Source organism: Chryseobacterium sp. LJ668, from assembly GCF_019613955.1.
In the GTDB taxonomy this organism is placed as follows: Bacteria; Bacteroidota; Bacteroidia; order Flavobacteriales; family Weeksellaceae; genus Chryseobacterium.
The window spans coordinates 3,332,745-3,359,541 of the sequence record NZ_CP080443.1; the positions used below are offsets into that span (position 1 = coordinate 3,332,745).

General features: G+C 35.1%; 28 protein-coding genes and 1 tRNA gene. 9 read left to right on the forward strand and 20 right to left on the reverse strand.

Going from position 1 to position 26,797, the window contains the following annotated elements:
* Positions 1-46: 46 nt before the first annotated feature.
* The 4 genes from K0U91_RS15600 to holA all read right to left on the reverse strand — a co-directional run bounded on the left by K0U91_RS15600 (position 47) and on the right by holA (position 2,877).
* Positions 47-131, reverse strand: a tRNA-Ser gene (locus tag K0U91_RS15600).
* 125 nt (positions 132-256) lie between these two features.
* Positions 257-628 (reverse strand): fluoride efflux transporter CrcB, encoded by a 372-nt coding sequence (gene crcB, locus K0U91_RS15605; RefSeq protein ID WP_220179397.1) that lies wholly within the window; start codon positions 626-628, stop codon positions 257-259.
* Positions 629-680: 52 nt separating this feature from the next.
* On the reverse strand, positions 681-1,622 hold the full coding sequence (trxB, locus tag K0U91_RS15610; protein ID WP_220179398.1) for a thioredoxin-disulfide reductase: 942 nt from the start codon (positions 1,620-1,622) through the stop codon (positions 681-683).
* A gap of 217 nt (positions 1,623-1,839) precedes the next feature.
* A complete protein-coding gene (holA, locus tag K0U91_RS15615) occupies positions 1,840-2,877 on the reverse strand; it encodes a DNA polymerase III subunit delta (protein WP_220179399.1) in 1,038 nt (345 codons plus the stop codon).
* Between the two features lie 8 nt (positions 2,878-2,885).
* Between holA and K0U91_RS15620 the strand changes: the two genes are divergently transcribed.
* The 3 genes from K0U91_RS15620 (at position 2,886) to K0U91_RS15630 (ending at position 4,850) form a co-directional block, all read left to right on the forward strand.
* Positions 2,886-3,317: a type I restriction enzyme HsdR N-terminal domain-containing protein gene (locus K0U91_RS15620; RefSeq protein WP_219968677.1), complete on the forward strand. Its 432-nt coding sequence runs from the start codon at positions 2,886-2,888 to the stop codon at positions 3,315-3,317.
* A 55-nt stretch (positions 3,318-3,372) separates the two neighbouring features.
* A complete protein-coding gene (locus K0U91_RS15625) occupies positions 3,373-3,984 on the forward strand; it encodes an HAD family hydrolase (protein WP_220179400.1) in 612 nt (203 codons plus the stop codon).
* A gap of 122 nt (positions 3,985-4,106) precedes the next feature.
* Positions 4,107-4,850, forward strand: coding sequence for a dienelactone hydrolase family protein (locus K0U91_RS15630; protein ID WP_220179401.1), 744 nt, complete (start codon positions 4,107-4,109; stop codon positions 4,848-4,850).
* Between the two features lie 46 nt (positions 4,851-4,896).
* On the opposite strand, the gene K0U91_RS15635 is transcribed toward K0U91_RS15630, so the two are convergent.
* The 9 genes from K0U91_RS15635 to K0U91_RS15675 form a co-directional block, all read right to left on the reverse strand.
* On the reverse strand, positions 4,897-5,127 hold the full coding sequence (locus K0U91_RS15635) for a hypothetical protein (RefSeq protein WP_219968674.1): 231 nt from the start codon (positions 5,125-5,127) through the stop codon (positions 4,897-4,899).
* A 2-nt stretch (positions 5,128-5,129) separates the two neighbouring features.
* Positions 5,130-5,498 carry a cupin domain-containing protein gene (locus tag K0U91_RS15640; protein ID WP_220179402.1) on the reverse strand — a complete coding sequence of 123 codons (369 nt, stop codon included), beginning with the start codon at positions 5,496-5,498 and terminating at the stop codon, positions 5,130-5,132.
* Between the two features lie 2 nt (positions 5,499-5,500).
* Complete coding sequence (locus K0U91_RS15645; RefSeq protein ID WP_220179403.1) at positions 5,501-6,025, reverse strand: GNAT family N-acetyltransferase; 525 nt, start codon at positions 6,023-6,025, stop codon at positions 5,501-5,503.
* A 10-nt stretch (positions 6,026-6,035) separates the two neighbouring features.
* On the reverse strand, positions 6,036-6,641 hold the full coding sequence (locus K0U91_RS15650) for a DUF2911 domain-containing protein (protein ID WP_220179404.1): 606 nt from the start codon (positions 6,639-6,641) through the stop codon (positions 6,036-6,038).
* A 141-nt stretch (positions 6,642-6,782) separates the two neighbouring features.
* Entirely contained in the window at positions 6,783-7,124 is a 342-nt protein-coding gene (locus tag K0U91_RS15655; protein ID WP_220179405.1) for a hypothetical protein, read from the reverse strand.
* A 117-nt stretch (positions 7,125-7,241) separates the two neighbouring features.
* A complete protein-coding gene (carB, locus tag K0U91_RS15660; protein WP_220179406.1) occupies positions 7,242-10,424 on the reverse strand; it encodes a carbamoyl-phosphate synthase large subunit in 3,183 nt (1,060 codons plus the stop codon).
* 58 nt (positions 10,425-10,482) lie between these two features.
* The gene (locus K0U91_RS15665) at positions 10,483-11,142 is read right to left on the reverse strand and encodes a hypothetical protein (protein ID WP_220179407.1); all 660 of its coding nucleotides are present in this window, start codon (positions 11,140-11,142) and stop codon (positions 10,483-10,485) included.
* Between the two features lie 18 nt (positions 11,143-11,160).
* Positions 11,161-12,237 (reverse strand): carbamoyl phosphate synthase small subunit, encoded by a 1,077-nt coding sequence (locus K0U91_RS15670; protein WP_220179408.1) that lies wholly within the window; start codon positions 12,235-12,237, stop codon positions 11,161-11,163.
* Between the two features lie 170 nt (positions 12,238-12,407).
* Complete coding sequence (locus K0U91_RS15675; RefSeq protein WP_220179409.1) at positions 12,408-13,298, reverse strand: aspartate carbamoyltransferase catalytic subunit; 891 nt, start codon at positions 13,296-13,298, stop codon at positions 12,408-12,410.
* A 346-nt stretch (positions 13,299-13,644) separates the two neighbouring features.
* Here K0U91_RS15675 and acs point away from each other — a divergent pair, with 346 nt between their 5' ends.
* From acs to nhaA, 5 genes are all read left to right on the forward strand, one after another.
* On the forward strand, positions 13,645-15,552 hold the full coding sequence (acs, locus tag K0U91_RS15680) for an acetate--CoA ligase (protein ID WP_219968666.1): 1,908 nt from the start codon (positions 13,645-13,647) through the stop codon (positions 15,550-15,552).
* A 70-nt stretch (positions 15,553-15,622) separates the two neighbouring features.
* On the forward strand, positions 15,623-16,549 hold the full coding sequence (locus tag K0U91_RS15685) for a DUF6438 domain-containing protein (RefSeq protein WP_220179410.1): 927 nt from the start codon (positions 15,623-15,625) through the stop codon (positions 16,547-16,549).
* A 191-nt stretch (positions 16,550-16,740) separates the two neighbouring features.
* Positions 16,741-17,106 (forward strand): hypothetical protein, encoded by a 366-nt coding sequence (locus tag K0U91_RS15690; protein WP_219968664.1) that lies wholly within the window; start codon positions 16,741-16,743, stop codon positions 17,104-17,106.
* A gap of 122 nt (positions 17,107-17,228) precedes the next feature.
* Positions 17,229-19,433, forward strand: coding sequence for a RelA/SpoT family protein (locus tag K0U91_RS15695; RefSeq protein WP_220179411.1), 2,205 nt, complete (start codon positions 17,229-17,231; stop codon positions 19,431-19,433).
* Positions 19,434-19,435: 2 nt separating this feature from the next.
* The gene (nhaA, locus tag K0U91_RS15700; RefSeq protein WP_220179412.1) at positions 19,436-20,614 is read left to right on the forward strand and encodes a Na+/H+ antiporter NhaA; all 1,179 of its coding nucleotides are present in this window, start codon (positions 19,436-19,438) and stop codon (positions 20,612-20,614) included.
* Between the two features lie 36 nt (positions 20,615-20,650).
* Here the strand turns inward: nhaA and K0U91_RS15705 are convergent, their stop codons facing one another.
* Positions 20,651-21,679 (reverse strand): YihY/virulence factor BrkB family protein, encoded by a 1,029-nt coding sequence (locus tag K0U91_RS15705; RefSeq protein ID WP_219968661.1) that lies wholly within the window; start codon positions 21,677-21,679, stop codon positions 20,651-20,653.
* Between the two features lie 3 nt (positions 21,680-21,682).
* Complete coding sequence (locus tag K0U91_RS15710; protein WP_220179413.1) at positions 21,683-22,681, reverse strand: DUF4421 family protein; 999 nt, start codon at positions 22,679-22,681, stop codon at positions 21,683-21,685.
* 133 nt (positions 22,682-22,814) lie between these two features.
* Between K0U91_RS15710 and K0U91_RS15715 the strand changes: the two genes are divergently transcribed.
* Positions 22,815-23,288: a 23S rRNA (pseudouridine(1915)-N(3))-methyltransferase RlmH gene (locus K0U91_RS15715; protein ID WP_219968659.1), complete on the forward strand. Its 474-nt coding sequence runs from the start codon at positions 22,815-22,817 to the stop codon at positions 23,286-23,288.
* Positions 23,289-23,299: 11 nt separating this feature from the next.
* Here the strand turns inward: K0U91_RS15715 and K0U91_RS15720 are convergent, their stop codons facing one another.
* The 5 genes from K0U91_RS15720 to K0U91_RS15740 form a co-directional block, all read right to left on the reverse strand.
* The gene (locus K0U91_RS15720; RefSeq protein ID WP_219968658.1) at positions 23,300-23,755 is read right to left on the reverse strand and encodes a tRNA (cytidine(34)-2'-O)-methyltransferase; all 456 of its coding nucleotides are present in this window, start codon (positions 23,753-23,755) and stop codon (positions 23,300-23,302) included.
* A gap of 36 nt (positions 23,756-23,791) precedes the next feature.
* Complete coding sequence (locus tag K0U91_RS15725; RefSeq protein ID WP_220179414.1) at positions 23,792-24,607, reverse strand: tetratricopeptide repeat protein; 816 nt, start codon at positions 24,605-24,607, stop codon at positions 23,792-23,794.
* 1 nt (position 24,608) lies between these two features.
* Positions 24,609-25,169, reverse strand: coding sequence for a phosphatase PAP2 family protein (locus K0U91_RS15730; protein ID WP_220179415.1), 561 nt, complete (start codon positions 25,167-25,169; stop codon positions 24,609-24,611).
* A 1-nt stretch (position 25,170) separates the two neighbouring features.
* On the reverse strand, positions 25,171-25,503 hold the full coding sequence (locus tag K0U91_RS15735) for a Sec-independent protein translocase subunit TatA/TatB (RefSeq protein ID WP_219968655.1): 333 nt from the start codon (positions 25,501-25,503) through the stop codon (positions 25,171-25,173).
* Between the two features lie 61 nt (positions 25,504-25,564).
* Positions 25,565-26,782, reverse strand: a complete 1,218-nt coding sequence (locus K0U91_RS15740; protein WP_220179416.1) for a TCR/Tet family MFS transporter — start codon at positions 26,780-26,782, stop codon at positions 25,565-25,567.
* Positions 26,783-26,797 lie beyond the last annotated feature (15 nt).

Below are 26,797 nucleotides of genomic sequence, written 5' to 3' on the forward strand. Positions count from 1 at the left end.
AATAGATTTTTTGAGCGTTTTTGAAAAGTTTTTTTTCCTTACTCTGCGGAGAGAGAGGGATTCGAACCCCCGGACCTGTTACAGTCAATAGTTTTCAAGACTATCGCAATCGACCACTCTGCCATCTCTCCTTCAACTCAGATTACATCTTCGTTTTCAGTGGTGCAAATATAAAACGTTTTTCGATTCTGACAAAATATATTTTTATTAAATTATTCATTATACATTAATAAGCTAAAAATCAGTTTAATTATTTTCACAACCATGAAGTATGAATTTTCATTCCTAAAATTACAGCTCCAAAACCGAGCACCACGCTCAGAATTATATATAAAAACAGTGCGGTATAATTTTGATTCTGCCATAACGAAAAGCTTTCAGCAGAAAAAGTAGAAAATGTTGTAAAACCTCCGCAAAATCCTGTAATCAGAAGATATTTTAAATAATTATCCGCTTTCAGAAAGTATGATGTAAGAAAACCGATGATACAACATCCCAGTATATTCACCACAAAAGTTCCCATCGGAAATGCGTTGATTTTCCAGAGTTTTTGTGTGTAATCTGAAATAAGATAACGCAGTATGCTTCCAGCTCCACCACCCAAAAAAACAAGTAAAACATTTTTCATAATAAAACAAACGCACCACTTCGGGTGCGTTTTTATATTTTAAATTTGAAAGTTAATGTAATTCAGCTAAATATTTTTCAGCATCCATGGCTGCCATACAGCCGCTTCCTGCTGCCGTGATCGCTTGTCTGTAAATATGATCCTGAACATCTCCTGCAGCAAAAACTCCGGGCAAATTAGTTTTCGTAGATCCTTTTTCAGTGGCGATATATCCGTTTTCATCCAGATTGATCTGGCCTACAAAAATATCAGTATTCGGTTTGTGACCGATAGCGATAAAGATACCGTGAACATCAACTATTGATTTCTCCTGAGTCTGATTATTGATTACAACCGCTCTTTCAACCAGATTATTTTCACCTTCTATGCCAATCAATTCATGATGAAATTTCACTTCAATATTCGGAGTATTTGAAACGCGGTGAATCATTGCTTTTGAAGCCCTGAATTGATCTTTTCTTACCAGCATTGTTACTTTATTCACCAATTTTGCCAGGTAAGTCGCTTCTTCAGCGGCAGTATCACCAGCTCCTACTACAACAACATCTTTACCTCGATAAAAAAAGCCATCACAGGTTGCACATGCCGAAACACCCCCTCCGTTATATTTTTTTTCGTCATCTAAGCCTAAATATTTTGCCGTAGCACCGGTAGAAATAATTACGGTTTTAGCAAAAAGCTCTTTATTACCTGCATATAATTTATGAATACCACCAACTTCCTTTGAAAATTCGACTTTGGTAATCATTTCATAATGCACTTTTGTATCAAATCTTTCTGCCTGCTTCTGCAGATCCATCATCATTTCAGGACCTGTAATTCCTTCAGGATAACCAGGGAAATTATCAACTTCAGTGGTTGTAGTCAACTGCCCTCCAGGCTCTAAACCAGTATATAGTTGAGGTTTAAGGTCTGCTCTTGCTGCATAAATTGCTGCTGTAAAACCGGAAGGTCCAGATCCTACGATCACACAATCTAAAATATTTTCTTCCATAATTCTCTTTTCAAAAAGATTTAAATTTTAAGACATCAAAGTTCGTGATTTTTACTATTTAATTAAAGAAAAATTAATGTTAGTTTTCGATATCTAATATGCCGAATTTCAATGGTTGATCGTTATTAGCTTCTGGTGGTTGGTTATGGGTTTTTTTAGGTTGTTTTGGAGGGTTTAACTAATAACTGACAACCATACCTAAACAATGATAACTAAATCAGACTTTCATCTTAATCTTATCAACATTGATAATTTTATAAACTAATTCCTTAATAAGTTCCGCTTCACTCATATTAACTGCGCCCAACCCTTTACCTTTCATATCAAATTCTCTCAAGATGGAAATTACTCTGGTCGAATGTTTCAAAGGAAAGAGTCTTGCAGCTTCGGCATAATCTTTCAAAAAATAAGGATTAACACCCATCTGCGATGCAATAACCTGTGGTGACTGACCCAACATCGTGTTATACATAATAACATTCGAAAAATAATTGTAAAGACTTGACAGCAACATTACAAAAGGATTATTTTTCGGATTTTTTCCCATAAAATGAGCGATTTTGAATGCCGCGTTTGCATTTTTTGTTCCTAAAGCTTTCTGAAGTTCAAAAACATTAAACTCTTTGCTGATTCCGATGTGGTTTTCAACGATGGTTCCGTCTAAGATCTGATCTTCTTTAAGGATAATTTTCAGTTTTCCCAGCTCATTTGAAATTCTTGAAAGGTCGTTTCCAAGATATTCTGCGAGAAGATGAGAAATATTGGGGGCAGTTTTTATTTTTAATCTCAGACATTCGTCAGCAATCCATTTCGGGAGATTGTGATCTTTGAAAGATTCGCTTAAAAAAAGTGCGTTTAATTTATCCAGAGATTTAGTTACCTTTTTTCGGCTGTCGAGCTTCTTATGCTTGTGTGCGAAAACTAAAACTGTTGACAGAACAGGATTTTCTGCGTACGCTTCCAACGCCCTACTTTCTTCATCATTAAATTTTAAATCCTGCGCTTCTTTTACGATAATTACCTGCTTATCACCCATCATCGGAAACTGCCTTGCTAAAGAAAGTACCTCTTGATAGGAAGTATCTTTTCCGTAAGTGACGGTTTGATTAAAAGCTTTTTCGTCTTCCTCTAAAAACTCATGCTCCAGGGCTTTTACGGCAACGTCAATAAAGTAAGGTTCTTCTCCGTGAAAAAAATAAATCGGTAAAACTTCTTTATTTTTAATATTTTTGAGGATTAAATCTAATTCTTTCATCTTTATAAATGGAACTTCCCAAACTGAATTTTCAGGAAACTTTTGATTTTAAATTCAAGAAAGACAAAGATAAGTTTTTTATCTATGACTTGGTGCGCAAAACTTACCTTTTGCTGACGCCTGAAGAATGGGTGAGACAGCATTGGATCCACTATTATCTCACAGTAAAATCGTATTCTGTATCAGCATTAATTACAGAAAAAAAGATCGTTCTGAACGGCTTAACCAAAAGAATTGATCTCTTGATTACTGAAAAAGCCCAGCCAAAAATTTTGATTGAATGCAAAGCTTCACAGATCAAGCTGACAGAAAAGACTTTCGAGCAAACTGCACGTTACAACTCGATTATCGGGGCAAAAGAAATTATTTTAACAAACGGTTTACAACATATCAATGCCTATTACGAAAATGGAGAATATCAATTCTATAAAGCTGAATGATATAAAAATCAGATTTAATGACCCCACCATCACTTAAAAACTTTATACAAAAACGATGCAGATAAAAAACATCATTTTCGATTTCGGAGGCGTTTTAATGGATTGGAACCCGAGATATTTCTTCAAAGACTACTTTAATGATGATGAAAGAATGGAATATTTTCTCGAAAATATAGCGCAGGACGAATGGAATATTGAACAAGACAGAGGAAGAACACTTTTAGAGGGTACAGAAATTCAGGTTAAAAAATTTCCGGAGTGGGAAAAAGAAATTAGAGCATATTATGACAATTGGGAAGTGATGCTGAAAAGTGACATCCCGCATCACGTGGAAGTTTTGAGAAAGCTTGGAAACACTGATTATCATTTGTTCGGACTGACTAACTGGTCTGAAGAAACATTTCCTTATGCATTAGATACTTATGATTTCTTCAATCTTTTTGATGGTAAAATTGTGGTTTCAGGAACAGAAAAACTCATCAAACCAGATCCTGCAATCTGGCATGTGCTGTTAAAAAGATATAATATTATTGCTGAAGAATCTGTTTTTATAGATGATAATTTGAAGAACATTGAAATGGCAAAAAATTTAGGTTTTTATACAATTCATATCAAGCCAGAAACCGATTTAAAGGAAGAATTGACTAAATTAGGAGTTGAAATTTAAGAAGATTTCAAAAAAATATTATCGAGCACTGTATTTTCATTCAAAGATATTTTAATTATAAAGATTTTATGGGATGATTGGTGTAATTTGTGTTCAATTAAATTAAAAATAAATTACGAAATATGATACGATCAATTTTATTATCCGCTTTCTTACTGGGTTCCGGAACCTTTTTCAGCCAAAATTTAAAATCAGTTTCTTATCAGGACGGTTCGCAAAAACTGAACGGTTTGGTAACGTCAAACGCAGAAAAAAAACTTCCCGGAGTTTTGATTCTTCCCGCCTGGAAAGGAATTGACGATGAGGCAAAAACTGCAGCCTTAGATTTGGAAAAACAGGGATATGTTGCATTTATCGCTGATATTTATGGTGAAGGAAATGTACCGAAAGACAATGATTCGGCAGGAAAAACAGCAGGGTTTTACAAGAAAGATTATGCTGCTTATCAAAAAAGAATTTCTCTGGCTTTGGAACAGCTGAAGAAAAACGGCGCTATTCCTGAGAAAATTGCTGTGATCGGATATTGTTTTGGAGGAACCGGAGCTTTAGAATCTGCAAGAGGGAATTTACCCGTTGTAGGTGTAGTTTCTATTCATGGAAGCATCGGAAAAGATCAATCCAGACCGAATGAAGCGATTTCAACGAAAATTTTAGTGGAAAATCCCGCAGAAGATAAAGGAGTAACTCCTGAAGATTACAATAATCTTGTAAAAGAGATGAATGAGGGAAAAGCTGACTGGCAAATCATCACCTACGCCAATTCAAAACACACTTTTACTGACCCGAAATCTCCTGATTACAATCCCGTAATGGCAAAAAGAGCGTGGAATCACACATTGATGTTTTTAAAAGAAATTTTGAAATAATTAAATTTACAAATAAAAATAACCTCAAATATTTGAGGTTATTTTTTTATATTTCACCGGTTGTATTACAGTTAGAACACCACCAATATTCTTTTTCTTTATCTTTCAACTTCGTTTTTGTTTTCTTTTCGCAATTTTCACAAATACATTCGTCAGCTTCATTTTCTTTAGCTTCATAATCGCAATTAAAACAACTCCAACTCGTCAGATGAGTCTTTCCGTTGATAAACCAAGTGAAAGATTTTTCTTCACACTTTGGACAAATTTGTAATGCCATAATTAAATTTTTTCTTCTTCTCTATTCACCAATTCCATCGAAAAAGCAGGAAGACAAATTGCAATATATTCACACGGTTCTGAGAACGGATTACTGTAACGAATTCTTGCTCCTTTTTCAATTAGAATACTCTGTCCTTTTTCTAAAACTACAATTTCGTCGTCAATTTCAAATTGTTTTTTCCCTGAAATAACGATTGTAAATTCATCAAATTCAGGAGTTTGATGCGGCTCGCTCCAGTTTGGCGGAGCAACCATGTGTGCAATCGAAATGTTTTTATTTTGGGTTGAGTTTCCCCAATGTTCTTCTATCAACTTGCCGTCTGTTGTTGGAACGACAAAAGGTGATTTCTGAATTTTATATTTTTTCATGATTAATGGTTTTCTTTTTTGATTTCATACACAAAATTAGTTCGTGTGGGTTCTCCAAAATAAGCTACCTCTTCTTCGGCAATCTTTTGTCCGCCTAGTCGTTCCATAGCAATTTGTGAGCGGAAATTTTCTTTCCCGATATGAAAGTAAACTTGATCAACAAACTGAAAAATATAATCCAGCATCAGTTTTTTAATCTGTGGATTGATGTCTTTCCCCCATGAATTTGTTCCGTAAAAAGTATAACCGATAAAAATACTGTTTTTAGATTCTTCAAAGTCATAAAAACGTGTGCTGCCCAATACATTTCCCGAAGATTTCTCAACAATTTTAAAAGCGCCTTTGCTTTCCATTGCGCCCTGAAAGAAATTTTCAAAAATCTCTCTTTTATACCGGTCTTTATTAGGATGCTGTTCCCAAATCTTGGGATCAGATGCTACATGATACAACAACTCAAAATCCCCTTGCTGTAAGGGGATTAATTGATATTTTTCGTTTTCTAAAAATGGTTGAATAGAAAAATTCATATTTTAAACCTTAGCTTTTTGCTTTTGCAGCGTCAGATTCTATTTTTTTGATTTCCTTTAATTTTTCGGCGATTTTGGTAACGGCTTCAGGTTTTGCAGGTTTTAACGGAACTTCTGCCTGAGCCATGTCCCATTTGATGACAAGATTTCCTGAGTTTTCATCAGTTGGATTTAAGGTGATCTCAAACCATTCTTGCTTGTCTGCCAGTTTATTCACCGGAACGGTAACATCTACAACATCCTGTTTTGGATCATACGTATAAGCGCCCCATTGTTGAAAATCTTTATTTAAAATTACTTTCCACTCTTTTTCCGTAGGTACGATAAATAAGCCGTAAGTTCCTGCAGGAACTAATTTCCCACCGAAATTCACAGACTGCCCAAACGTCACTTTTGTTGATGAGTTGGCCCCTGCTCTCCAAACTTGTCCATAAGGAACAAGTTCTCCGAAAATCTTGCGTCCTTTCACGCCCGGTCTTCCGTAATCGATGCTAATTTTAGACATAGAAAACTGCTGCTCAACTTTTTGGCGCGGGCTCGCCGCCGGTACAGAATAGTCTTGCGCAAAGCTTAAAGATGATGCTGATATGCAAAGTGTAAATAATAACTTTTTCACGTATAAATTTTTGCTAAAAGTACGAAAATGGATATTAGAATTGGTTTTTGAAGGTGATAAATTTTGTTAAAATGTGATTTGTTTAAAACAATAAAAACTTAAAGAATAGATATAAAATTAAAAAAATAACAAATAAATTTTCTACATCACATACCCATCATCATCGCCATATAATAATTGGCACAATGCAAAGAATTTAACAACAAAATATTTTTTTTCATTAAAGGTTTCAAAAATATCTGAAGTCATAATTTCATATTCATAATTTAAAGTGTTCCATTTAAAATTCGGTTTCATTCTCAAGAGTTCATTTCCTTTCTGATCGGTTAATACAAATGATTCTTTAAAAAATCCGGTATGTTTGAAGATGTAATCTTTCCCAATTTGGTCAAAATAAGTATGAACAAAGATATTGCTATCCCAATTCATTGCGAATTTCAGAAGTATATTTTTACCCTCTTTGATTTCAACAGTGGTTCCCAAAAAACCTTTTGGTTCGACCTGATATTTTGAATTAAAGATTTCAAACTCGGCATTAAATTAAACATGTAAAAAAAACGCACCTTAAAAAGATGCGTTTAAAATACTTTAGTAAGAAAATTACATTGTTTCCATTTTGAAAGTCATACTTTCAATCACTTTCAGGATGGCTTCGACGGTGTCCATTGATGTTAAACAAGGAACTCCGTTTTCTACACTCATTCTTCTGATCTGGAAACCGTCTCTCTCAGACTGTTTTCCTTTCGTCATCGTATTAACCACATACTGCACTTTACCTTTCTGAATCAGATCGATCAGGTTGACACTTTCCTCGCCTATTTTGTAGCCTATTTTACACGGTATTCCTTTTTCTGTAAAGAAGTTAGCCGTTCCTTCTGTCGCCCAGATTCTGAAACCTACTTCATGAAATCTTGCCGCCAAATCTGCCGCTTCCTGCTTATGTTTATCAGCTACCGTAAACAAAATTGATCCATGCATCGGGACTTTTCTTCCCGCAGCAACCAGCCCTTTATATAAAGCCTTTTCCAACGTGGTGTCTTTACCCATTACTTCTCCTGTAGACTTCATTTCCGGGCCTAGAGAGATATCGACTTTCGTCAGTTTTGAGAAAGAGAACACCGGAACTTTTACGAAAACACCTTCTTTATTCGGAACTAAACCGTTTTTATAACCTAAATCTTTTAATTTTTGTCCTAAAATAGCTTTCGTAGCCAATTTTGCCATTGGTACATCGGTAATTTTAGATAAGAAAGGCACCGTTCGGGATGACCGTGGATTTACTTCGATCACGTAAACATTACCATCCAATAAAACATACTGAATATTCATTAAACCGATTACGTTCAATCCCTTAGCTAATCTTTCTGTGTAGTCTACCAATGTTTTTATTTCTTCAGAAGAAACATTTTGCGGCGGATAAACAGCAATTGAATCTCCTGAGTGAACTCCGGCTCTTTCGATATGTTCCATAATTCCAGGAATGATCACTGTTTCGCCGTCGCAAATTGCATCTACTTCCACTTCTTTTCCGGTGATATAACGATCTACCAAAACCGGCTGATCCGGACTTGCATCTACCGCAAACTCCATGTAATGAGAAAGTTCGGCTTCGGTATATACGATTTCCATTGCTCTGCCTCCCAAAACATAGCTTGGACGAACCAATACCGGATAACCGATTTCGTTGGCAATTTTTATCGCTTCTTCTTTTGAAGTAGAAGTTTTCCCTAAAGGCTGTGGAATTCCCATTTCCTGAAGAGCTTTTTCAAATTTATCTCTGTTTTCGGCTCTGTCTAAATCTTCCAGTGAAGTTCCTAAAATCTGAACTCCGTAAGCGGCCAATTTATCTGCTAAATTGATGGCGGTTTGTCCACCGAATTGTACCACAACGCCTTTTGGTTTTTCAAGATCGATAATGCTCATCACATCTTCTTCCGTCAAAGGCTCAAAGTATAATTTGTCTGAAATCGAGAAGTCTGTAGAAACTGTTTCCGGGTTATTGTTGATGATTATGGCTTCGTAACCCATCTCTTTGATCGCCCAAACCGAATGAACGGTTGCATAGTCAAACTCAACTCCCTGACCAATTCTGATTGGACCTGAACCTAAAACGACGATTTTTTCTTTGTCTGAGACTACAGATTCATTTTCTTCTTCGTATGTTCCGTAGAAATATGGGGTTTCAGATTCAAACTCAGCAGCGCAGGTGTCGACCATTTTATAAACCGGAATTACCCCGTTTTCTTTTCTGAAATTATAAACTTCACGCTGACTAACTTCCCAAAGATGAGCAATATTTAAATCTGCGAAACCTAATTTTTTAGCTTTAATTAAAGTTTCAACATCAAATTTATGATCAGCAATTGTTTTTTCAAAATCGATCAGCTTTTTGATTTTCCAGATAAAGAATTTATCAATTTTACTCCATTCAACAATCTTTTCCCAGTCGTACCCTCTTCTTAAAGCATCTCCGATAATAAATAATCTTTCGTCATCACAAACTCTGATTCTTCTTTCGATTTCTTCGTCTGTTAGAGCTGCTGCCTGTTTTTTCTTTAATCCTAGATGGCTGAGCCCAGTCTCCAGAGAACGGATGGCTTTCTGTAAAGACTCCTCGAAATTTCTTCCGATAGCCATCACTTCACCTGTTGCTTTCATTTGAGTCGACAATCTTCTGTCTGCCGTTTCAAATTTATCAAAAGGAAATCTTGGGAATTTGGTTACCACATAATCCAAAGCCGGCTCGAAGCAAGCATAAGTTTTTCCTGTAACCGGATTCATGATTTCATCTAGAGTCAATCCAACAGCGATTTTTGCCGCAATTTTAGCAATCGGATAACCTGTTGCTTTACTCGCCAAAGCCGATGAACGGGAAACTCTCGGATTCACCTCGATGATGTAATATTCGAAGGAATGAGGGTCTAAAGCCAACTGTACGTTACATCCTCCTTCTATACCTAAAGCTCTGATGATTTTTAAAGAAGCGTTTCTCAACATCTGGTATTCTCTATCAGAAAGCGTCTGAGAAGGCGCAACAACGATTGAGTCACCTGTATGAACTCCCACCGGATCTATATTTTCCATGTTACAAACCACAATCGCGTTGTCGTTTGCATCACGCATTACTTCGTATTCAATTTCTTTGAAACCTGCGATTGATCTTTCGATCAGACATTGCGTAACCGGACTGTATTTCAGACCTAATTCGGCAATTTCTTTTAATTCGGCTTCATTGGCAGCGATTCCACCACCTGTTCCACCCATGGTGAAAGCAGGACGAACGATTACCGGATAACCTATTTCTTCCGCAAATCTTAATGCACCTTCGACTGTTGTTACGATGTCAGATTCTGGAACGGGTTCGTTTAATTCTCTCATTAATTCACGGAACAAATCTCTGTCTTCCGCTCTGTTAATCGCAGAAAGTGTAGTTCCTAAAACTTCCACTTTACATTCTTCAAGAATCCCTGAATTTTCCAATTCAACCGCCATGTTCAGACCTGTCTGTCCGCCAAGAGTCGGTAAAAGTGCATCGGGACGCTCTTTTCTGATGATGTGACTTACAAACTGAAGTGAAATTGGTTCGATGTAAACCTTGTCAGCGATTTCAACATCCGTCATAATCGTTGCAGGGTTTGAATTGATCAAAATCACCTTGTAGCCTTCTTCTCTTAAGGAAAGACAAGCCTGCGTTCCTGCGTAATCAAATTCCGCTGCCTGACCGATGATAATTGGGCCGGAACCGATTACTAAAATTGTTTTTATATCTGTACGTTTTGCCATTTTTCTTTTTATTATTTTTAAAAATCGAGAAAGATTCAAGACTTTAGATGAATTATAATTATTGATTTAATTTACTTATTAATTCAATAAAATTTTCAAGTTTGTAGCTATTATTTTTTAATTTTTCAATAACGCTCGGATCATTTTTTGATAATTCTAAAATTTTATTCGTATCGACCAAATAAGCCAAAACATTTTCTAAACCTGACGCTTTTACTCTTAACGGTTTATTTCTATCAATTAAAAGAACTTTAAAAGAGTTTCCTTCTTTATTAAACCAAGAACTTTTAGGCTTTGAATTCAAAAGAACGCCTACAACTCCGCCTCCATAAGGATTAAAATTACCAATTGCCTTTCTGTCTTTCTCCTCGTCAAGAATAACCAGCATATAATTTTTTCCAATAACATCAATTTTTGCAAATGTGTCCCACTCAAAAATCCATTGAGCATATATCATATTGAAATACAAATCTTTGTTATATTCGAAAGCCCAAGCTGATTTTTCTTTTTTTGATTTTTTATTGGTTGTTTTGTCTATTTTTTTTCCTGTGACAATATATCCTAGACTCAATTCTTTCACTTCAGTTTCTACAAAAGGCTCAATATATTTATTAGCAACATAATCTTCATAAATACCGAAATACTTAAATTCTTTTGTTGTTTGAGAAAATATTTTCAAAGAAGAAAAAAAAAGTAAAATAGTTACGGACTTTTTCATTTTAAATATATTTAAAACTTAATTATTCTTAAAATCCTCCATTAAAGCAATGAAATCATCAAACAAATAATTCGCATCTTCAGGACCCGGGCTTGCTTCCGGGTGATACTGTACGGAGAAGCATGGATGAATCTTATGTTTTAAACCTTCATTTGTCCTGTCATTCAATGCAATATGGGTTTCAATTAAATCTGTTCCTTTAAGGCTCTCCTGATCAACGGCATAACCGTGGTTTTGAGAAGTAATGGCCACTTTGTTCTTTTCTAAGTCTAAAACAGGGTGGTTTCCTCCTCTGTGACCGAATTTTAATTTGAAAGTTTTTGCGCCACAAGCCAAGCCGATTAATTGGTGTCCAAGACAGATTCCGAAGATGGGAACTTTTCCTAATAATCCGCGGATCATTTCCAAAGCTTGCTGATTGTCTTCAGGATCTCCAGGACCGTTGGATAACATAATTCCATCCGGATCCATTAACAAAATATCTTCTGCAGTAGTATCTTGTGAAACTACAATGATATCGCAGTTTCTTTGAGATAACTCTCTGATTATCCCTAGTTTAGAACCATAATCTACAAGCACTACTTTAAGTCCTCTTCCTGGATTGGCATAAGAGGTTTTTGTTGAAACCTGCTCCACCTGATTGGTGGGGAACGTAGTTGATTTTAATTCTGCAACTGTAGTATTTTCGTCTGCGTCTGCATTCACGATTTTTCCTTTTACCACTCCGGAGTTACGAAGAATTCTTGTCAGTCTTCTGGTATCAATCCCTGAAATTCCTGAAAGATTTTTCTTTTTGAATAATTCATCCAAAGTAATCTGCGTACGGAAATTGGAAGGCAAATCGCAAATTTCTTTTACAATAAGACCTTTGATTGCAGGCTCGATGCTCTCGTAGTCATCACGGTTGATCCCGTAATTTCCGATCAGCGGATACGTCATGCAAACCATCTGACCACAGTATGATGGGTCAGAAATCAATTCCTGATATCCTGTCATTCCGGTATTGAAAACCACCTCTCCTGCTGTTTCCAAATCTGCTCCGAAACCTTCTCCATGAAATACTTCACCGGACTCCAGTATTAATTTTTTCTTCATTTTAACTTTTATCTTTATTTCTATTTTACTTTATTTTTAATCATCTTTGGCTTTGATGATCTTACTTTTTAAACACCCCGTCAAAAATTCTTTGAATTTTCGCCACCCCTCCAGAGGAGGGGAATTTTGTGAGTGCTTTACATTTAAATTATTATTAAGTTCTTTTAATTTTACTTAAAAGAGAACCCTTTCTCTTCCAAAGCATTTTTTAAAATCGCCATTCTTGCGAAGACTCCGTTTTGCATTTGCTTGAAAATTCTTGAGCGTTCACATTCGACCAAATCGGTGTCAATTTCTACTCCCCTATTAATTGGTGCGGGATGCATGATGATCGCTTCTTTTTTCATTGTTTTTTCTCTCTCTTTCGTCAATCCATATTTTCTATGGTATTCTGAAGCTGAGAAACTCATTTTTGAATCGTGTCTTTCGTGCTGGATTCTCAATAACATTAGAACATCTACTTCATGAATCATTTCGTCTACTGAAAGATAAGTTCCATTGATCAGTGCGCCTTCATCAAACCATTGTTCAGGTCCTGAGAAATACACTTTTGCGCCTAATCTTCTTAAAGCTTCTGCATTGGAATTGGCTACACGACTGTGTTTTACATCGCCTACGATTCCAATTTTTAAACCTTCAAATTTTCCGAATTCCTGATAAATGGTCAGAAGATCGAGCAAGCATTGCGAAGGGTGATTACCCGTTCCGTCGCCACCATTGATGACAGGAATGCTGATATTTTTTAATTCATCAAAATACCGGTCTTTTTTATCTCTGATTACGACCAGATTTACGCCTAAACTTTCGATTGTTTTTACCGTATCATATAAACTTTCACCTTTGTTGACAGAACTGTTGGATGCATCAAACGGAACGACCTGCAGACCCAATTTTCTTTCTGCAATATCGAAGCTTGTTTTGGTTCTTGTACTGTCTTCAAAGAAAAGATTGGAACAGAAAACTTCACCTTCAATTTTAGCAGTTTTTCCGTTGGCAAAAGCTAAAGCTTCAGTAAGTATCCTGTTGATTTTCTCTGTACTTAGTTCGGTAATCGTAAACATAAATCTCTTAATTTGTGAACATAAAAAAAGCGAAGAAAATATCTTCGCTTAAAATAAATAAATATCGTAAAGGGCGTCTACGCCCGGTAATTCTAATGATATAAATACTGTGTTATTCATTAGGTGCAAAAATATAACAATTTAACGAAATGGCAAAACCAAAATCTCACAAAATTAAAAAAATACCATCGCCTTATTTTATCTTTAAATATTTTATTGTTAAAACTCAGGATTTTATCATTTAGAAACTATATAAATCTTAAATGATTGCTTAGAAAAATTGAGTATAGAAGACCTTTATTCGCAAATTAACCTTAAATTTAAATTCAAATTTCAAAAAGAGGACATGAGAAATTATCTAATAGAAGATTTACCCCATTATTTCGAAGAGTATAAAAAGTCTATCAAAAATCCTAAAAAATTCTGGGACAAGATTGCTGATCAGAACTTTGTGTGGTACCAAAGATGGAGCAAGGTGGTAAAATATGACATGAATGAAGCCAGAATTTCGTGGTTTAAAAATGCTAAATTAAATATTACAAAAAACTGCCTCGACAGGCACCTTACCGTAAGAGGTGAAAAAACAGCAATCATTTGGGAACCAAACGATCCAAAGGAAAAAGCACAACATATTACATATAACGAATTGTATACTCGGGTCAATAAAACAGCAAACGTTTTGCGTGAGTTGGGCATAGAAAAAGGAGACAGAGTCTGTATTTATCTTCCGATGATTCCTGAATTGGCAATTACCATGTTGGCCTGTGCAAAATTAGGCGCCATTCATTCTGTTATTTTTGCAGGCTTTTCGGCATCTGCTGTAGTTTCCCGAGTCAATGACTGTGGAGCCAAAATGGTAATTACCTCAGACGGAAGCTATCGGGGAAATAAAGTTTTAGATTTAAAATCGATTATTGATGAAGCTTTAGAAAAATGTCCTACCGTAGAAAAGACTCTGGTCGTAAAAAGAACTGACAACGAAGTCAAAATGAAAGAAGGCAGAGACTTCTGGATGGAAGATTTTTACAACAAGGCTTCTGCAGATTTTGTCACCGTTATTATGGATGCAGAAGATCCTTTATTCATCCTGTACACTTCCGGATCAACAGGCAAACCAAAAGGCATGCTTCATACATCGGCTGGATATATGGTTTATACAGCATACACATTTAAAAATGTATTCAGCTATCAGGAAAATGATATTTATTGGTGTACTGCAGATATCGGCTGGATTACAGGGCATTCATACATTCTTTACGGGCCATTACTCAACGGCGCAACGACTGTTATTTTTGAAGGAATTCCTACATACCCAGAACCGGATAGATTTTGGGAAGTGATTGAAAAACATAAAATTACACAGTTTTACACAGCCCCGACAGCGATTCGTTCTTTGGCAAAAGAAAGTTCAGATTGGGTTGACAAACATGATTTAAGCTCATTGAAAGTGATCGGATCTGTCGGCGAACCCATTAACGAAGAAGCATGGCATTGGTTTAACGATCACGTTGGGAAGAAAAAATGCCCGATCGTCGATACATGGTGGCAAACGGAAACTGGCGGAATTATGATCTCACCCCTTCCTTTTGTAACGCCTACAAAACCAACCTACGCAACACTGCCACTTCCAGGTGTTCAGCCTGTTTTAATGGATGATAAACGTAATGAAATTACTGGAAATCAGGTTACTGGAAATCTCTGCATCCGTTTTCCATGGCCCGGAATAGCAAGAACCATTTGGGGAGATCATCAAAGATATAAAGAAACCTACTTTACAGCCTTTCCCGGAAAATATTTCACTGGTGACGGTGCTTTGAGGGATGAAGTGGGATATTACAGAATCACCGGTCGTGTAGATGACGTGGTGATTGTTTCCGGTCACAATTTAGGAACTGCTCCTATTGAAGACAGCATTAATGAACATCCTGCCGTTGCAGAATCTGCGATTGTAGGGTTTCCCCATGATATTAAAGGAAGTGCATTGTATGGTTTCGTAATTCTTAAAGATAGCGGTGCAGGACGTCAGAAAGACAATCTAAAAAAAGAAATTAATCAGTTGATTTCTGATCAAATCGGGCCCATTGCAAAATTGGATAAAATTCAGTTTGTTTCCGGATTGCCAAAAACACGTTCGGGAAAAATTATGCGCAGAATTCTAAGAAAAATCGCAGAGGGAGATTTCAGTAATTTTGGTGATACTTCTACTCTTTTGAATCCTGAAATTGTGGAGGAGATCAAGAATGAAAGAATTTAGATTAATTAAATAATTTTGATCCTTTTTAATTTTTAGATATGCACATAATTTTATTAACAAAAACTCAAAAATGAAATTTATTATTCTTTTGATCGGAACTATTCTATTACAATCTTGTGAGAAAAAAAAACTTAATGAAAAGGAAATTTTAGAAATCATTCATTCACATGAAGAATATAAAGACCTAGAATTAAAAACAGCTTTCTCTTACGGTTATGATTATATTGATTCAATAAAAAGTTTAAGAGAAATAATAAACAAGGAGAGTTTCAATTCTATTTATGAAGCGGATTTCAATCATGATAGCAAAAAAGATTATTTAGTAAATCTCAGCTATCCGAAATCTAAAAATGAGAATGATATTGTGCAAATTTTTATTGAAGATGATCATAAAAATACCCTTGTGATATTGAGCAGTAAAAGAGGTTATCAAATTTTAAATCCCGGAAAGCAAAAAATTTATGATATTATTTCTGCCAAAATTATACGTCACAAAAATCGAGATTTAATTAAATTATTAAGTTTCAAAAAGCATATTGATAATAAAAATGATATATTAAAATATGATACTTTAATGATTAAAAACAACCAATTGACAGAATTCACATCTACCAATTATCATCATATTGAAAAAATAGTATTTAATCAGAATGGCGGTTATGCGCCGGGAAGAATCTACAGTTTAACATTAAAAAAGGATTCAACTATTCTTCATTCGTATTATTATAAAAATTTAAAAGGAAATTATTTTGGAAGAGATAATTTAAGTTTTAAAAATCTATCTAAATATCTAAATGATATTAATTTCAGCAATCTAAAAAACAGATATAGTATTGATTGTAAAGATTGTTCTTCTATTGAAATCGAAATTATTTTTGATAATGGAAAAACAACAAATATCTATGATTACGGAGAAAAAGGAACTTTAGGCCTTACAAAATTTTACGGAAAAATTGACACCATCATGGATAAACAAAAATGGAAAAAAGTCAACTAAATATCTTTGATATTTTATATTCAAGCTGATTATTAGACAGATTATTAAGAAAAAAATCTTGTCAAATAAAATAGATAAATTCTTAATTAATATTAAATTTTTATAGATAAAATAATAAATACTAAATTATTTTAAATTTTTATCAATATTTTGAAAAATATAAGTATCTTTAAGTACCAAAACAAATTACTATGTCAAGCATTTTAGCAGGATTATTTGAACGTCACAGTGATTACAAACGACTTGAAAATGAACTCGAAACTTCCGGATTTAAAGATTCTGATTATATTGTTTATATTTCTGAAGATCAGCATCATTCTCAATATATGGCAAGTGTTGAAATAAAGGATAACGAGCAGGCACAAAACGCAAAAAATATTTTTCATCAAAATTCTGTACTCAAAACTTATCAATTTGAAAATATGAGTATTGATGAAGCTTCTTACAGCACAGTAAAAAAATATATTGATGCGAGAAGTAAAGCTGAAATTCACAACAGCCCGGATGTGAAGAAAAAAACACAGCATACAGGAATGGATTCTGAAGTAAAATTCTAAAATAAAAAACTAAAAACTCATAACCGTAATCCGTAGAATTTATTTCTGCGGATTTTTAGTTTCAGGAATTGACAAATCGCTTTATTTTTCGTATTTTCGTTTAAACAAAGCCTTTTTCATAAATGAGTTACGATCTCGAACAAGAAAATAAAGAAATATTAGCTAGATATAAAGATCTGATTTCTAATACATACCGAACTTTGGATGAAGAGAACAATAAACTCATCCGAAAGGCTTTTGATATTGCATTAGATGCACACAAAGATCAACGAAGAAAGTCTGGTGAACCGTACATTTACCACCCTATCGCAGTAGCAAAAATTGTTGCCAAAGAAATTGGACTGGGTGCAACCTCTATCGCTTGCGGATTACTGCATGATGTGATTGAAGATTCTGATTACACCTACGAAGATTTGAAGAAAATTTTCGGGGAAAGAATCGCGGGTATTGTCAACGGATTGACAAAAATCTCCATCATGAATCATCAGAATATCTCTGTACAGTCTGAAAATTACAGAAAGCTCCTACTCACGCTGTCAGAAGATTTCCGGGTGATTTTGATTAAAATTGCCGACCGTCTCCACAACATGAGAACGCTAGAGAGCATGGCTCCGGATAAGCAGAAAAAAATTGCTTCCGAAACCGTGTATATTTATGCTCCGATGGCTCACCGTCTAGGTTTGTATAATGTAAAATCTGAATTAGAAGATCTTTCTTTAAAATACAACAATCCTGATGTTTTTAATGAAATAACCCAGAAACTCGAGCTTGCCAAAGAAAACAGAGAAAGGTACATTGAAGAATTTAAAAAGGAGGTTACTGAACGATTGAAGGAAGAAGGACTGAATGTAACGATAAAAGGACGTGCAAAAGCTGTCTCTTCGATTTATAGGAAAATGCTGAAGCAGGGCGTTACTTTTGAAGAAGTATTTGATAACTATGCAATAAGAATTATTTATAAATCTGATGCTAAAAATGAAAAATTCCTGGCCTGGAAAATTTATTCGATCGTAACCGATGTTTATCACAGTAACCCATCGAGAATGCGAGACTGGATTACACAGCCACGTTCTACAGGATACGAAAGTTTACATTTAACGGTTCTCGGGCCAGACAAAAAATGGATTGAAGTGCAGATTCGTTCTGAGAGAATGGATGATATAGCCGAAAAAGGAGTTGCCGCACATTACAAATACAAAGAAGGTTATAAGCAAACCAACGATGACCGAAATTTTGAAAACTGGGTTACCGAAATCCGTGAAGTGCTTGAGCAGCAACAGAATTTGACTACATCAGAGCTTTTAGACAATATCAAACTCAATTTATATTCAAAAGAAGTTTTTGTCTTTACACCAAAAGGTGAAATCAAAATTTTGCCTACCAATGCAACAGCTTTAGACTTTGCATTTTCCGTACATTCAGATTTGGGAATGAAATGTCTTGGCGCTAAAATCAACGGAAAGTTGGTTCCGATTTCGTATGTTTTGCAAAACGGTGATCAGGTGGATATCCTTTCATCTCAAAATCAAAAACCGAAATTTGACTGGCTTGATTTTGTAGTGACTTCAAAAGCCAAATCAAAAATAAAAGGCTATCTGAATTCTGAAAAAAACTCTCTGGTTGACGAAGGAAAAGAGATTCTCCAAAGAAAACTGAGACACGCAAAAATTAATTTTAATGATGAAGAAATCAATAAGCTTCAGAAATTTTTTAACCTGAAAACATCTCAGGAATTATTCTTAAAATTCCAAACCAATGAACTGGATGCGAGCAGTTTAAGAAAATATATAGAAAGCAAAAACGTATTTAATAATCTACTTTCAAGATTCCGAAAATCACCGACTAAAAACCAACACTACATCGAGCCTAAAGAAATCAATCTTGATATGATTGTTTTTGGGAAAGATGAAGAAAAACTGAATTATAGCTATGCGAAATGCTGTACTGTTATTCCCGGAGATAAAATTTTTGGTTTCATCACGATTTCGGAAGGTATAAAAGTTCACAGTGATAATTGCCCAAATGCAATCAACCTTAGAGCACAATATGACTATCGGGTAATTGCTGCGAAATGGGTGAATGAAGAAAGCTTCAAAAACCGTATCAAAATAGAAATCGAAGGACTTGATAGAATGGGAATGATCAACGATATCACTACCGTCATCAGCGGCGCAATGGGAATGGATATGAAAAGTATGTCGATAGAATCTAACAACGGGGTTTTCACAGGTAATATCAATTTAGAGGTGAAAAACAGAAGCCAGCTTGATGAAACATTTAAACAGCTAAAAGAAATCAACGGGGTTTCTAAAGTCATCAGAATTTAAAGATGAAACTAAGCATCTATTTCAAGAAGTTTTTTAAAAGCAGCCAATCTTCAGGAATTTTATTGATTGTATGTGTCGCTATTGCATTGGGAATCGCAAATTCTTCTTTGGCTGAAAACTTTCAGAATTTTTTAGATACAGAAATTGGAATCCATCTTTTTCATTTGAAATATCCTGTCAGTATTTGGATCAATGATGGTTTGATGGCAATTTTCTTTCTTTTAGTAGGTCTTGAAATTAAAAGAGAAGTTATAGAGGGTGAACTTTCCTCCTTTAAAAATGCTTCTCTGCCGATATTTGCTGCAATCGGAGGTATGATTGTTCCCGCAATTATTTATACCTTTTTTAATTATGAAACCAAATACAGCAACGGATGGGGAATTCCGATGGCTACTGATATTGCTTTTTCTTTGGCAATTATTTCTATGCTAGGTAAAAAAGTCCCCAATTCTATTAAAATATTTCTGGCTGCACTGGCGATTGTAGATGATCTTGGAGCCATTCTGGTAATTGCAATTTTTTACACAGAGCAGATTCACTGGATGTATATTTTCTCTTCGTTAGGAATTACAGCATTGCTTTTTGTACTGAATTATTTTAAAGTTAAAAATATTATTCTTTATTTGATTCCAGGAGTTTTTCTGTGGTATTTCCTTCATCATTCCGGGATTCACGCAACGATTGCAGGAGTTGTTCTTGCATTTTCAATTCCAACAAATATTTCTACGACAGAGATTTCACCTTTAGAAAAATTAGAACATCAGCTACACTATCCGGTAAGTTTTTTGATCATGCCGATTTTTGCATTGACCAATACCAACATTACTTTTACAAATGGAATGGTTGACGGTTTGTTCAGCGGTTTGGGATTGGGAATTGTGTGTGGACTGATCATCGGAAAACTGGTAGGAATCAATTTATTTTCATTAATAGCTATTAAATTTAAAATAAGTTCGCTCCCTCAAAATGCTTCGTGGACACAGATGTTGGGTGTCGGACTTTTAGCCGGAATCGGTTTTACCATGTCGATTTTTATTGCATTATTGTCATTTAAAGGTAAAATTCAGATTCAGGACGAAGCGAAATTTGCGATTTTGATTGCCTCTTTTATTGCTGCGATTGCAGGATTTGTGATTTTAAATTTAAGCTCATCAAAAACTGTAGAAATTGAAGAAGAATAGCAGTCCTGTTATTCCTCTTACTTAAAGAATGATTGATTAGACTTCATTCTCACCTTTCTTTTTTTCATTTTCTATGCTTCTCGTATGCTCTTCATCACTTTCAAGATTGGGTTCTTCATTTTTTGAATGATAATGTGCGGCTTCTTTTTTGATTTCGTCAGCCAAAAGTTTTTCAACCCTTAATTTTCTTAAAGCCATATTCAGTTCGTTCCCAAAAAGAAGGAGATAAACGTTCACATTTACCCAAACCATTAATAAGATCATACTTCCGATGGATCCGTATAAAACGTTGTATCGGGCGATATTTTTAACGTACAGGGTGAAGAGATAAGTGGTGACAATAAATAAAACAGTCGTAAGAATTGCTCCCGGAACCGCCTGCCTGAATCTGATGATTTTTACAGTTCCCAGCCAGTAAAACATGGCTAAAAGCAAAAAGAAAAACAGCGGAAAAGACACAAAACCAATGATTTTTGAAAGGTTATTAACAAGCCACGAAATATTATAAGTTGGTGTAAAAAGCTTGAGAACAACCTCAGAATAGTATACCCCGAAAAGCGCTAAAAAAACAATGGTTACAAAACCGATGGTAATAAAAAATGACAGGATAAATTCTTTAACGTCGGGAAGTTTCTCTTTAGAATTTTCATTAAATCCGTTGATGATAGAAAATGTTCCGTTGGTTGCAAAAACCAGGGCAATGAGAATTGTTAAATTACTGATTCCCTTCATATTGGGAATAATATTATTTTCAATATATCCTCGTACATCACCTTCAATATTTGATGGAAAAATATTGTGCATCAAAACTTCAAAAATGTAAAACTGAAGCTTGTCATAATGCGGCATATATGGAATTACCGATAATAAAAAGAGGATAAAAGGAAATAGACTCAATGTAAAGCTCCAGGAAATCGCTGCTGCCTTCTTCCCTATTTTTCCTTTAAAAACGCCTGCAAAATAAATCTGGAACAATTGCCAAAGCGATATCCCCAGAAGTGGAATATGTATATCATCTAAAAAATCTTGAACTTTCAAAAGAAAACCCGGAACCTTAATACCCATTTTTTATTTTAAAATTTGATCTATTTTGTCAAACTGCTTATTGACAAATTTAGGTGAATTAATTCTAAAACCCAATCCGAATCTAAATAACCAATCGGTGGCGGAATAAAAATTACCGTTATTGCTATTGATCCAATTAATTTGTGCGCCACCACCGAAAAACCATTTTCCATTATCAAAACCTAATCTGGAGTATGCATTGAGTCCAAAATTAAATTCGTTATAATTCTCATCAATCAAATAACCATAATGAATCTGCGGATAAGCCTCTACAATTGCATACCAGTTTTTGCCGATGATCTTCTGCATTCCACCGCCTGTTTTTATTGTTAATCTGATGTCTTTGGTAACTGAAATATCCCCTGAAGGATCAGAAACATCCATCCCCTGATAGATTATACGCTCGGGATCCTTCATCATATTGTATTGATAAACCAATCCGCTAAGTAAAATAAAATCATTCTTCAAAGGCTTGTGCGTCATATTGGTGTAGGTTCGGTAGCTTTCTTTTTTCCCAATCCACAAATAGCTCGTTTCACCTGTAAAAGACTGATATTTTGCATCCGGAAACTGCATAAAATCATTGCCTAACTCCTGTGTAGATTCATCATCCAAAACCGTTTCAAAAAAACGTTTTGTATCTTCTAAATACAAACCTCTTACCTGATTGTAATTAACAGACTGCCTTATTTTCGGACTCAGAAAAAATGCAAAACCCAGATTGAAGTATTTGGTCTTACCTTTAATATCATCATCATTATTAATCCTCACAAATTTAGGTGCAAAAGAAACGCTTGCATCCAGCCAACGGTATCTCAGGAAAAATTCTGTGTAAAAAGAATCATTCGGTTTTAAGAGAAAGGTCTGACCTTCGTAGAATAAACCAAAAGATCTATTGACATAACTCACACCTCCTACGAACGAAATTTTATTCCGGTCTTCTTCCAGATATTTTTTTTCTGTGGAATCATTAATTCCCTGGCTGAAAGTTAGTATTGACAAACAAAAAAACGACAATGAAAACAATTGAAATTTCATCTTGACTGTGCTGATACTGTAAAAATACAGATTTTAAAATAATTCATTCATTTTTTTATTATAAGTATCTTTGAGCTTTCTTTTTTAAAGCTAATCAATGCGCATCAATCTACTTTGTATCGGGAAAACGGACGATAAAGAAATAACATCACTGATCAATTACTATTTGATCCGACTTCCCAAACATTGGAATTTCGAAATTATTGAAATCCCTGACATTAAAAATGCTAAAAATCTTTCGCCAGACCTTTTAAAAAAAGAAGAAGCAAAATTATTTCAAAATCATATTGACAAAAATGATTGGGTTGCTATTTTAGATGAAAAAGGAAAACAGTTTACCAGCAGAGAATTTTCTCAGAAAATTGATAATTGGATGAATTCTTCCGTGAAAAAAATACATATTTTGATTGGCGGAGCATACGGTTTTTCAGATGAAATTTATGACAGGGCGAACGAAAAAATGTCACTCTCAAAAATGACATTTACACACCAGATGATCCGGTTATTTATCGTTGAACAATTGTATCGTGCTGACCAGATTTTACAGGGAAAACCTTATCATAATGATTGAAATTGAGAAAACTAAATTTTCAGACGAATTTGCCTTTTTGCTTCTCCCACAACAAATGCTACTGAATTTGCAATATTAAAACTACGAATCAATTTAGACATCGGAATTGTTAAATGATTAGGAAACATCTCTAAAATCTCTTTGCTTAATCCCACACTTTCTTTCCCGAAAACCAGCCAGTCACCATCCTGAAAGTTGGTTTCCAGATATGATTTTTCGGCATGTGAGCTCATCAGAAAAACACGTGACGTATCCGGGATGATTTTCATCCATTCTTCAACATTGTCATATTCTGTAACATCAAGGTTCACCCAATAATCTAAACCAGACCGTTTCAGATTTTTGTCGTCTATAACAAACCCCAGTGGATGAATCAGATGTAATTTACTTTCGGTTCCTACACATAATCTCCCGATATTGCCCGTGTTATTGGGTATTTCCGGTTCTACGAGAACAATATTTAACATTGAATAAATCTGGTATTATTAAAATGTATTTAGTATTTATTTTTTAACACATTTTGCAAACTGAACTGTCAAAGCTGCTTTTTCATATCCTGTCGCAACTGCTTTATCTAAACTTGCACATGCTTCTTTTTCTTTGGCCGTATCAAATAATACTAAAGCTTTTGTTACATAAGACTGTGAAAATTTCGGATCGATTGAAATGGCTTTATTAACGTCTGCTAATGCTTCTTTGTATTTTTTTAGCTTTAAATATACATCTGCTCTTCCGTTGTACAATAAAGATTCCGGTTTTTCTGAAAGAAGCTGATTGTAATCTTTCAATGATCCTTCAAGATCTCCGTTACGTTTTTTAAGGTTAGCTAAACCTGTTCGGGCAAAAATATTATCGGGAGCAAAAGTCAGAATCTGGTTTAAATCTTTCTCAGCTAAATCTTTTTTGCCTAAATTTTCGTAGACTTTAGACCTCGTAAGATACATTTCAGCATTCTGATCGTCTATCTTCAGACCATTATTGAGATATTCCAGTGCTTTTGTTTTGCTTCCTTTTTGATTGTGTAGAGACCCTAAATTTGCATACACAGAAGCTGATAACGGGTTAGACTTCAAAGCAGACTCATATGATTTGAACGCTACCGGAATTTTTCCTAATCTTCGTTGTGCCGTTCCTAAATTGTTGAAATATTCAGATTGAAATTTCTGAATATGTTCTTTGTCGGCCAATTTTGTATATTGTTCTTCAGCACACTTATAATCAGCTTTCTGCATGCATTCTTCGGCAGTTTTTTTATCCTGAGCTGAAAAGAAATTGAGCGAAGTGAGCGCTAAAGTAAGAACGAATAGATGTTTTTTCATTTTATATAGTTTGTTTGTTGATGACTTTCTTTGCGAGCATAGAAAATACCACCCCCAATAAAATTCCAACAAACGCCCCCACCAAAATATCTATCGGGAAATGTACTCCTAAATAAATGCGGCTGTAGGATACCACCACGGCCCACACAAATATAACATAAGGAAACCACTTCAGCTTATCTTTTAAGAGAAAACTTAGGTAACTTGCTAAAAAGAAGGTGTTTGAAGAATGAGCAGAATAAAATCCGAATTGGCCGCCACATTTTACGATTCTCATGTAGCCTTGTATAGAAGGGTCATGGCAAGGTCTCAATCTGGCAACACCATATTTAAAGATACCAGATACCTGATCAGAAATCGTTACACCTATTGCTACAAAAAGAAGAATGTAAAGTAGCGATCTTAGCTTGAAATTTTTATAAAGAAAATAAAAGAAAATAATATAAAGCGGAACCCAGATAAATGTCCCGGAAATCATCAGCCAAAACTGATCAAATGGCGTATCTCCTAAATTATTAAGATACAGAAAGACCTTTTTATCTTCTAAAATGATCTCTTCCATTTTATCTGCTTACGGGACCTTCATATGTCTCGTCATCTGAGGGCTTCAGTTTCAGAGGTTCATTAGCCATCGGCTCTCCGATGATATCATTCTGAATGTTTTTTGTAGGATCAAAATCTTTTGCAGCATCTTTTACTTTTTCGATCTCACGCTTTATTTCAGAGACAGGATTATCTGTTTCTTTCATAATTTCGGTTTTGATATCTTCTACTGCACCACGCATTTTTCTCACTCCGGATCCAAGATCCCGGGCAATTTGAGGAAGTTTATCCGGTCCGAATAAAACTACAATCGCAATGGCGATCAGTGCCATTTCTCCAATGCTTAATTCCATTGTGCTAAATTACAAAAGATTATATACAAATGATGTTTTGAAGTGCTATTTTAAATAAATTTTAAGGTTTCTTTTTCTGAAAAGCGTAATAGGTAACTGCTACACTAATAGTCATCAGTAAAAAAGCTAGAAAGAACGGAGCTCCTGAAAATTTGAATGGAGCATTTTTATGTGTGAAATAGAAAAACAATTGTGTCATCATTGGAGGTCCGATAATGGCAGTTGCGCTCATCAAACTCGTTAATGCTCCCTGCAACTCACCTTGCTCATTTGAAGGAACACTTTTGGTGATCACAGATTGCAATGCAGGTCCACAGATTCCGCCTAAACAATAGGGTATTAAGAAAACAAACATCATCCAGCCTTCTGTTGCGAAAGCGAATAATAACATTCCTAATGCATATAAAGCCAAACCGTAATAAATACTTTTCTGTTCACCAAATTTTGGAGTTGTCCATCGAATCAAAACTCCCTGAACCAAACCAACCAATAACCCAACAACACCAAGAGAAATCCCAACCATTCTTTCCGTCCAGTCAAATTCATACATGGTAAAGAAACTCCAGTTGCTCTGAACAGCATGACCGGCGATATAAATTAAAATCAAAGCAACGATCATTCCCGAAATTTCAGGATGTTTTCCTAAGAATTTAAAAGAACCAACAGGATTTGCACGTTTCCAACTGAATTCTCTTCTTTTGTCTTTGTCTAAACTTTCAGGAAGAATAAAGTAACCATATAAAAAATTCAATAAACATAAAACTGCCGCCGCATAAAACGGAACTCTGGCTCCATAATGTCCTAAAATACCTCCGATTACAGGACCAATAATAAATCCGAGCCCGAAAGCCGCACCTATCAAACCAAAATTTTTAGCCCTGTCTTCATCCGTTGAAATGTCAGCAATATAAGCACTTGCAGTAGTAACACTGGCTCCGGTGATTCCTGCAATAATTCTTCCTGCGAAAAGCCAGATTATTGTTGGTGATAATGCCAAAAGAATATAATCAATCGCAAAACCGAAGAGTGAAATCAGAATAATGGGTCGTCGTCCGAACCTGTCACTCAGATTTCCGACAATCGGAGAAAAAATAAACTGTGTAAAAGCATATGCAAAACCCAGCCAGCCACCATATTTAGCAGCCTCACTTATATCAGCATGAATGAGCTCTTTGATCAATGCAGGAACTACGGGAATGATTATTCCCCAACCCGTAATATCTATCAGCAAGGTGATAAAAATAAAGCTCATGGCGGCTTTCTTCTTCGACTTTTCCATAATTGTGCAAAAATA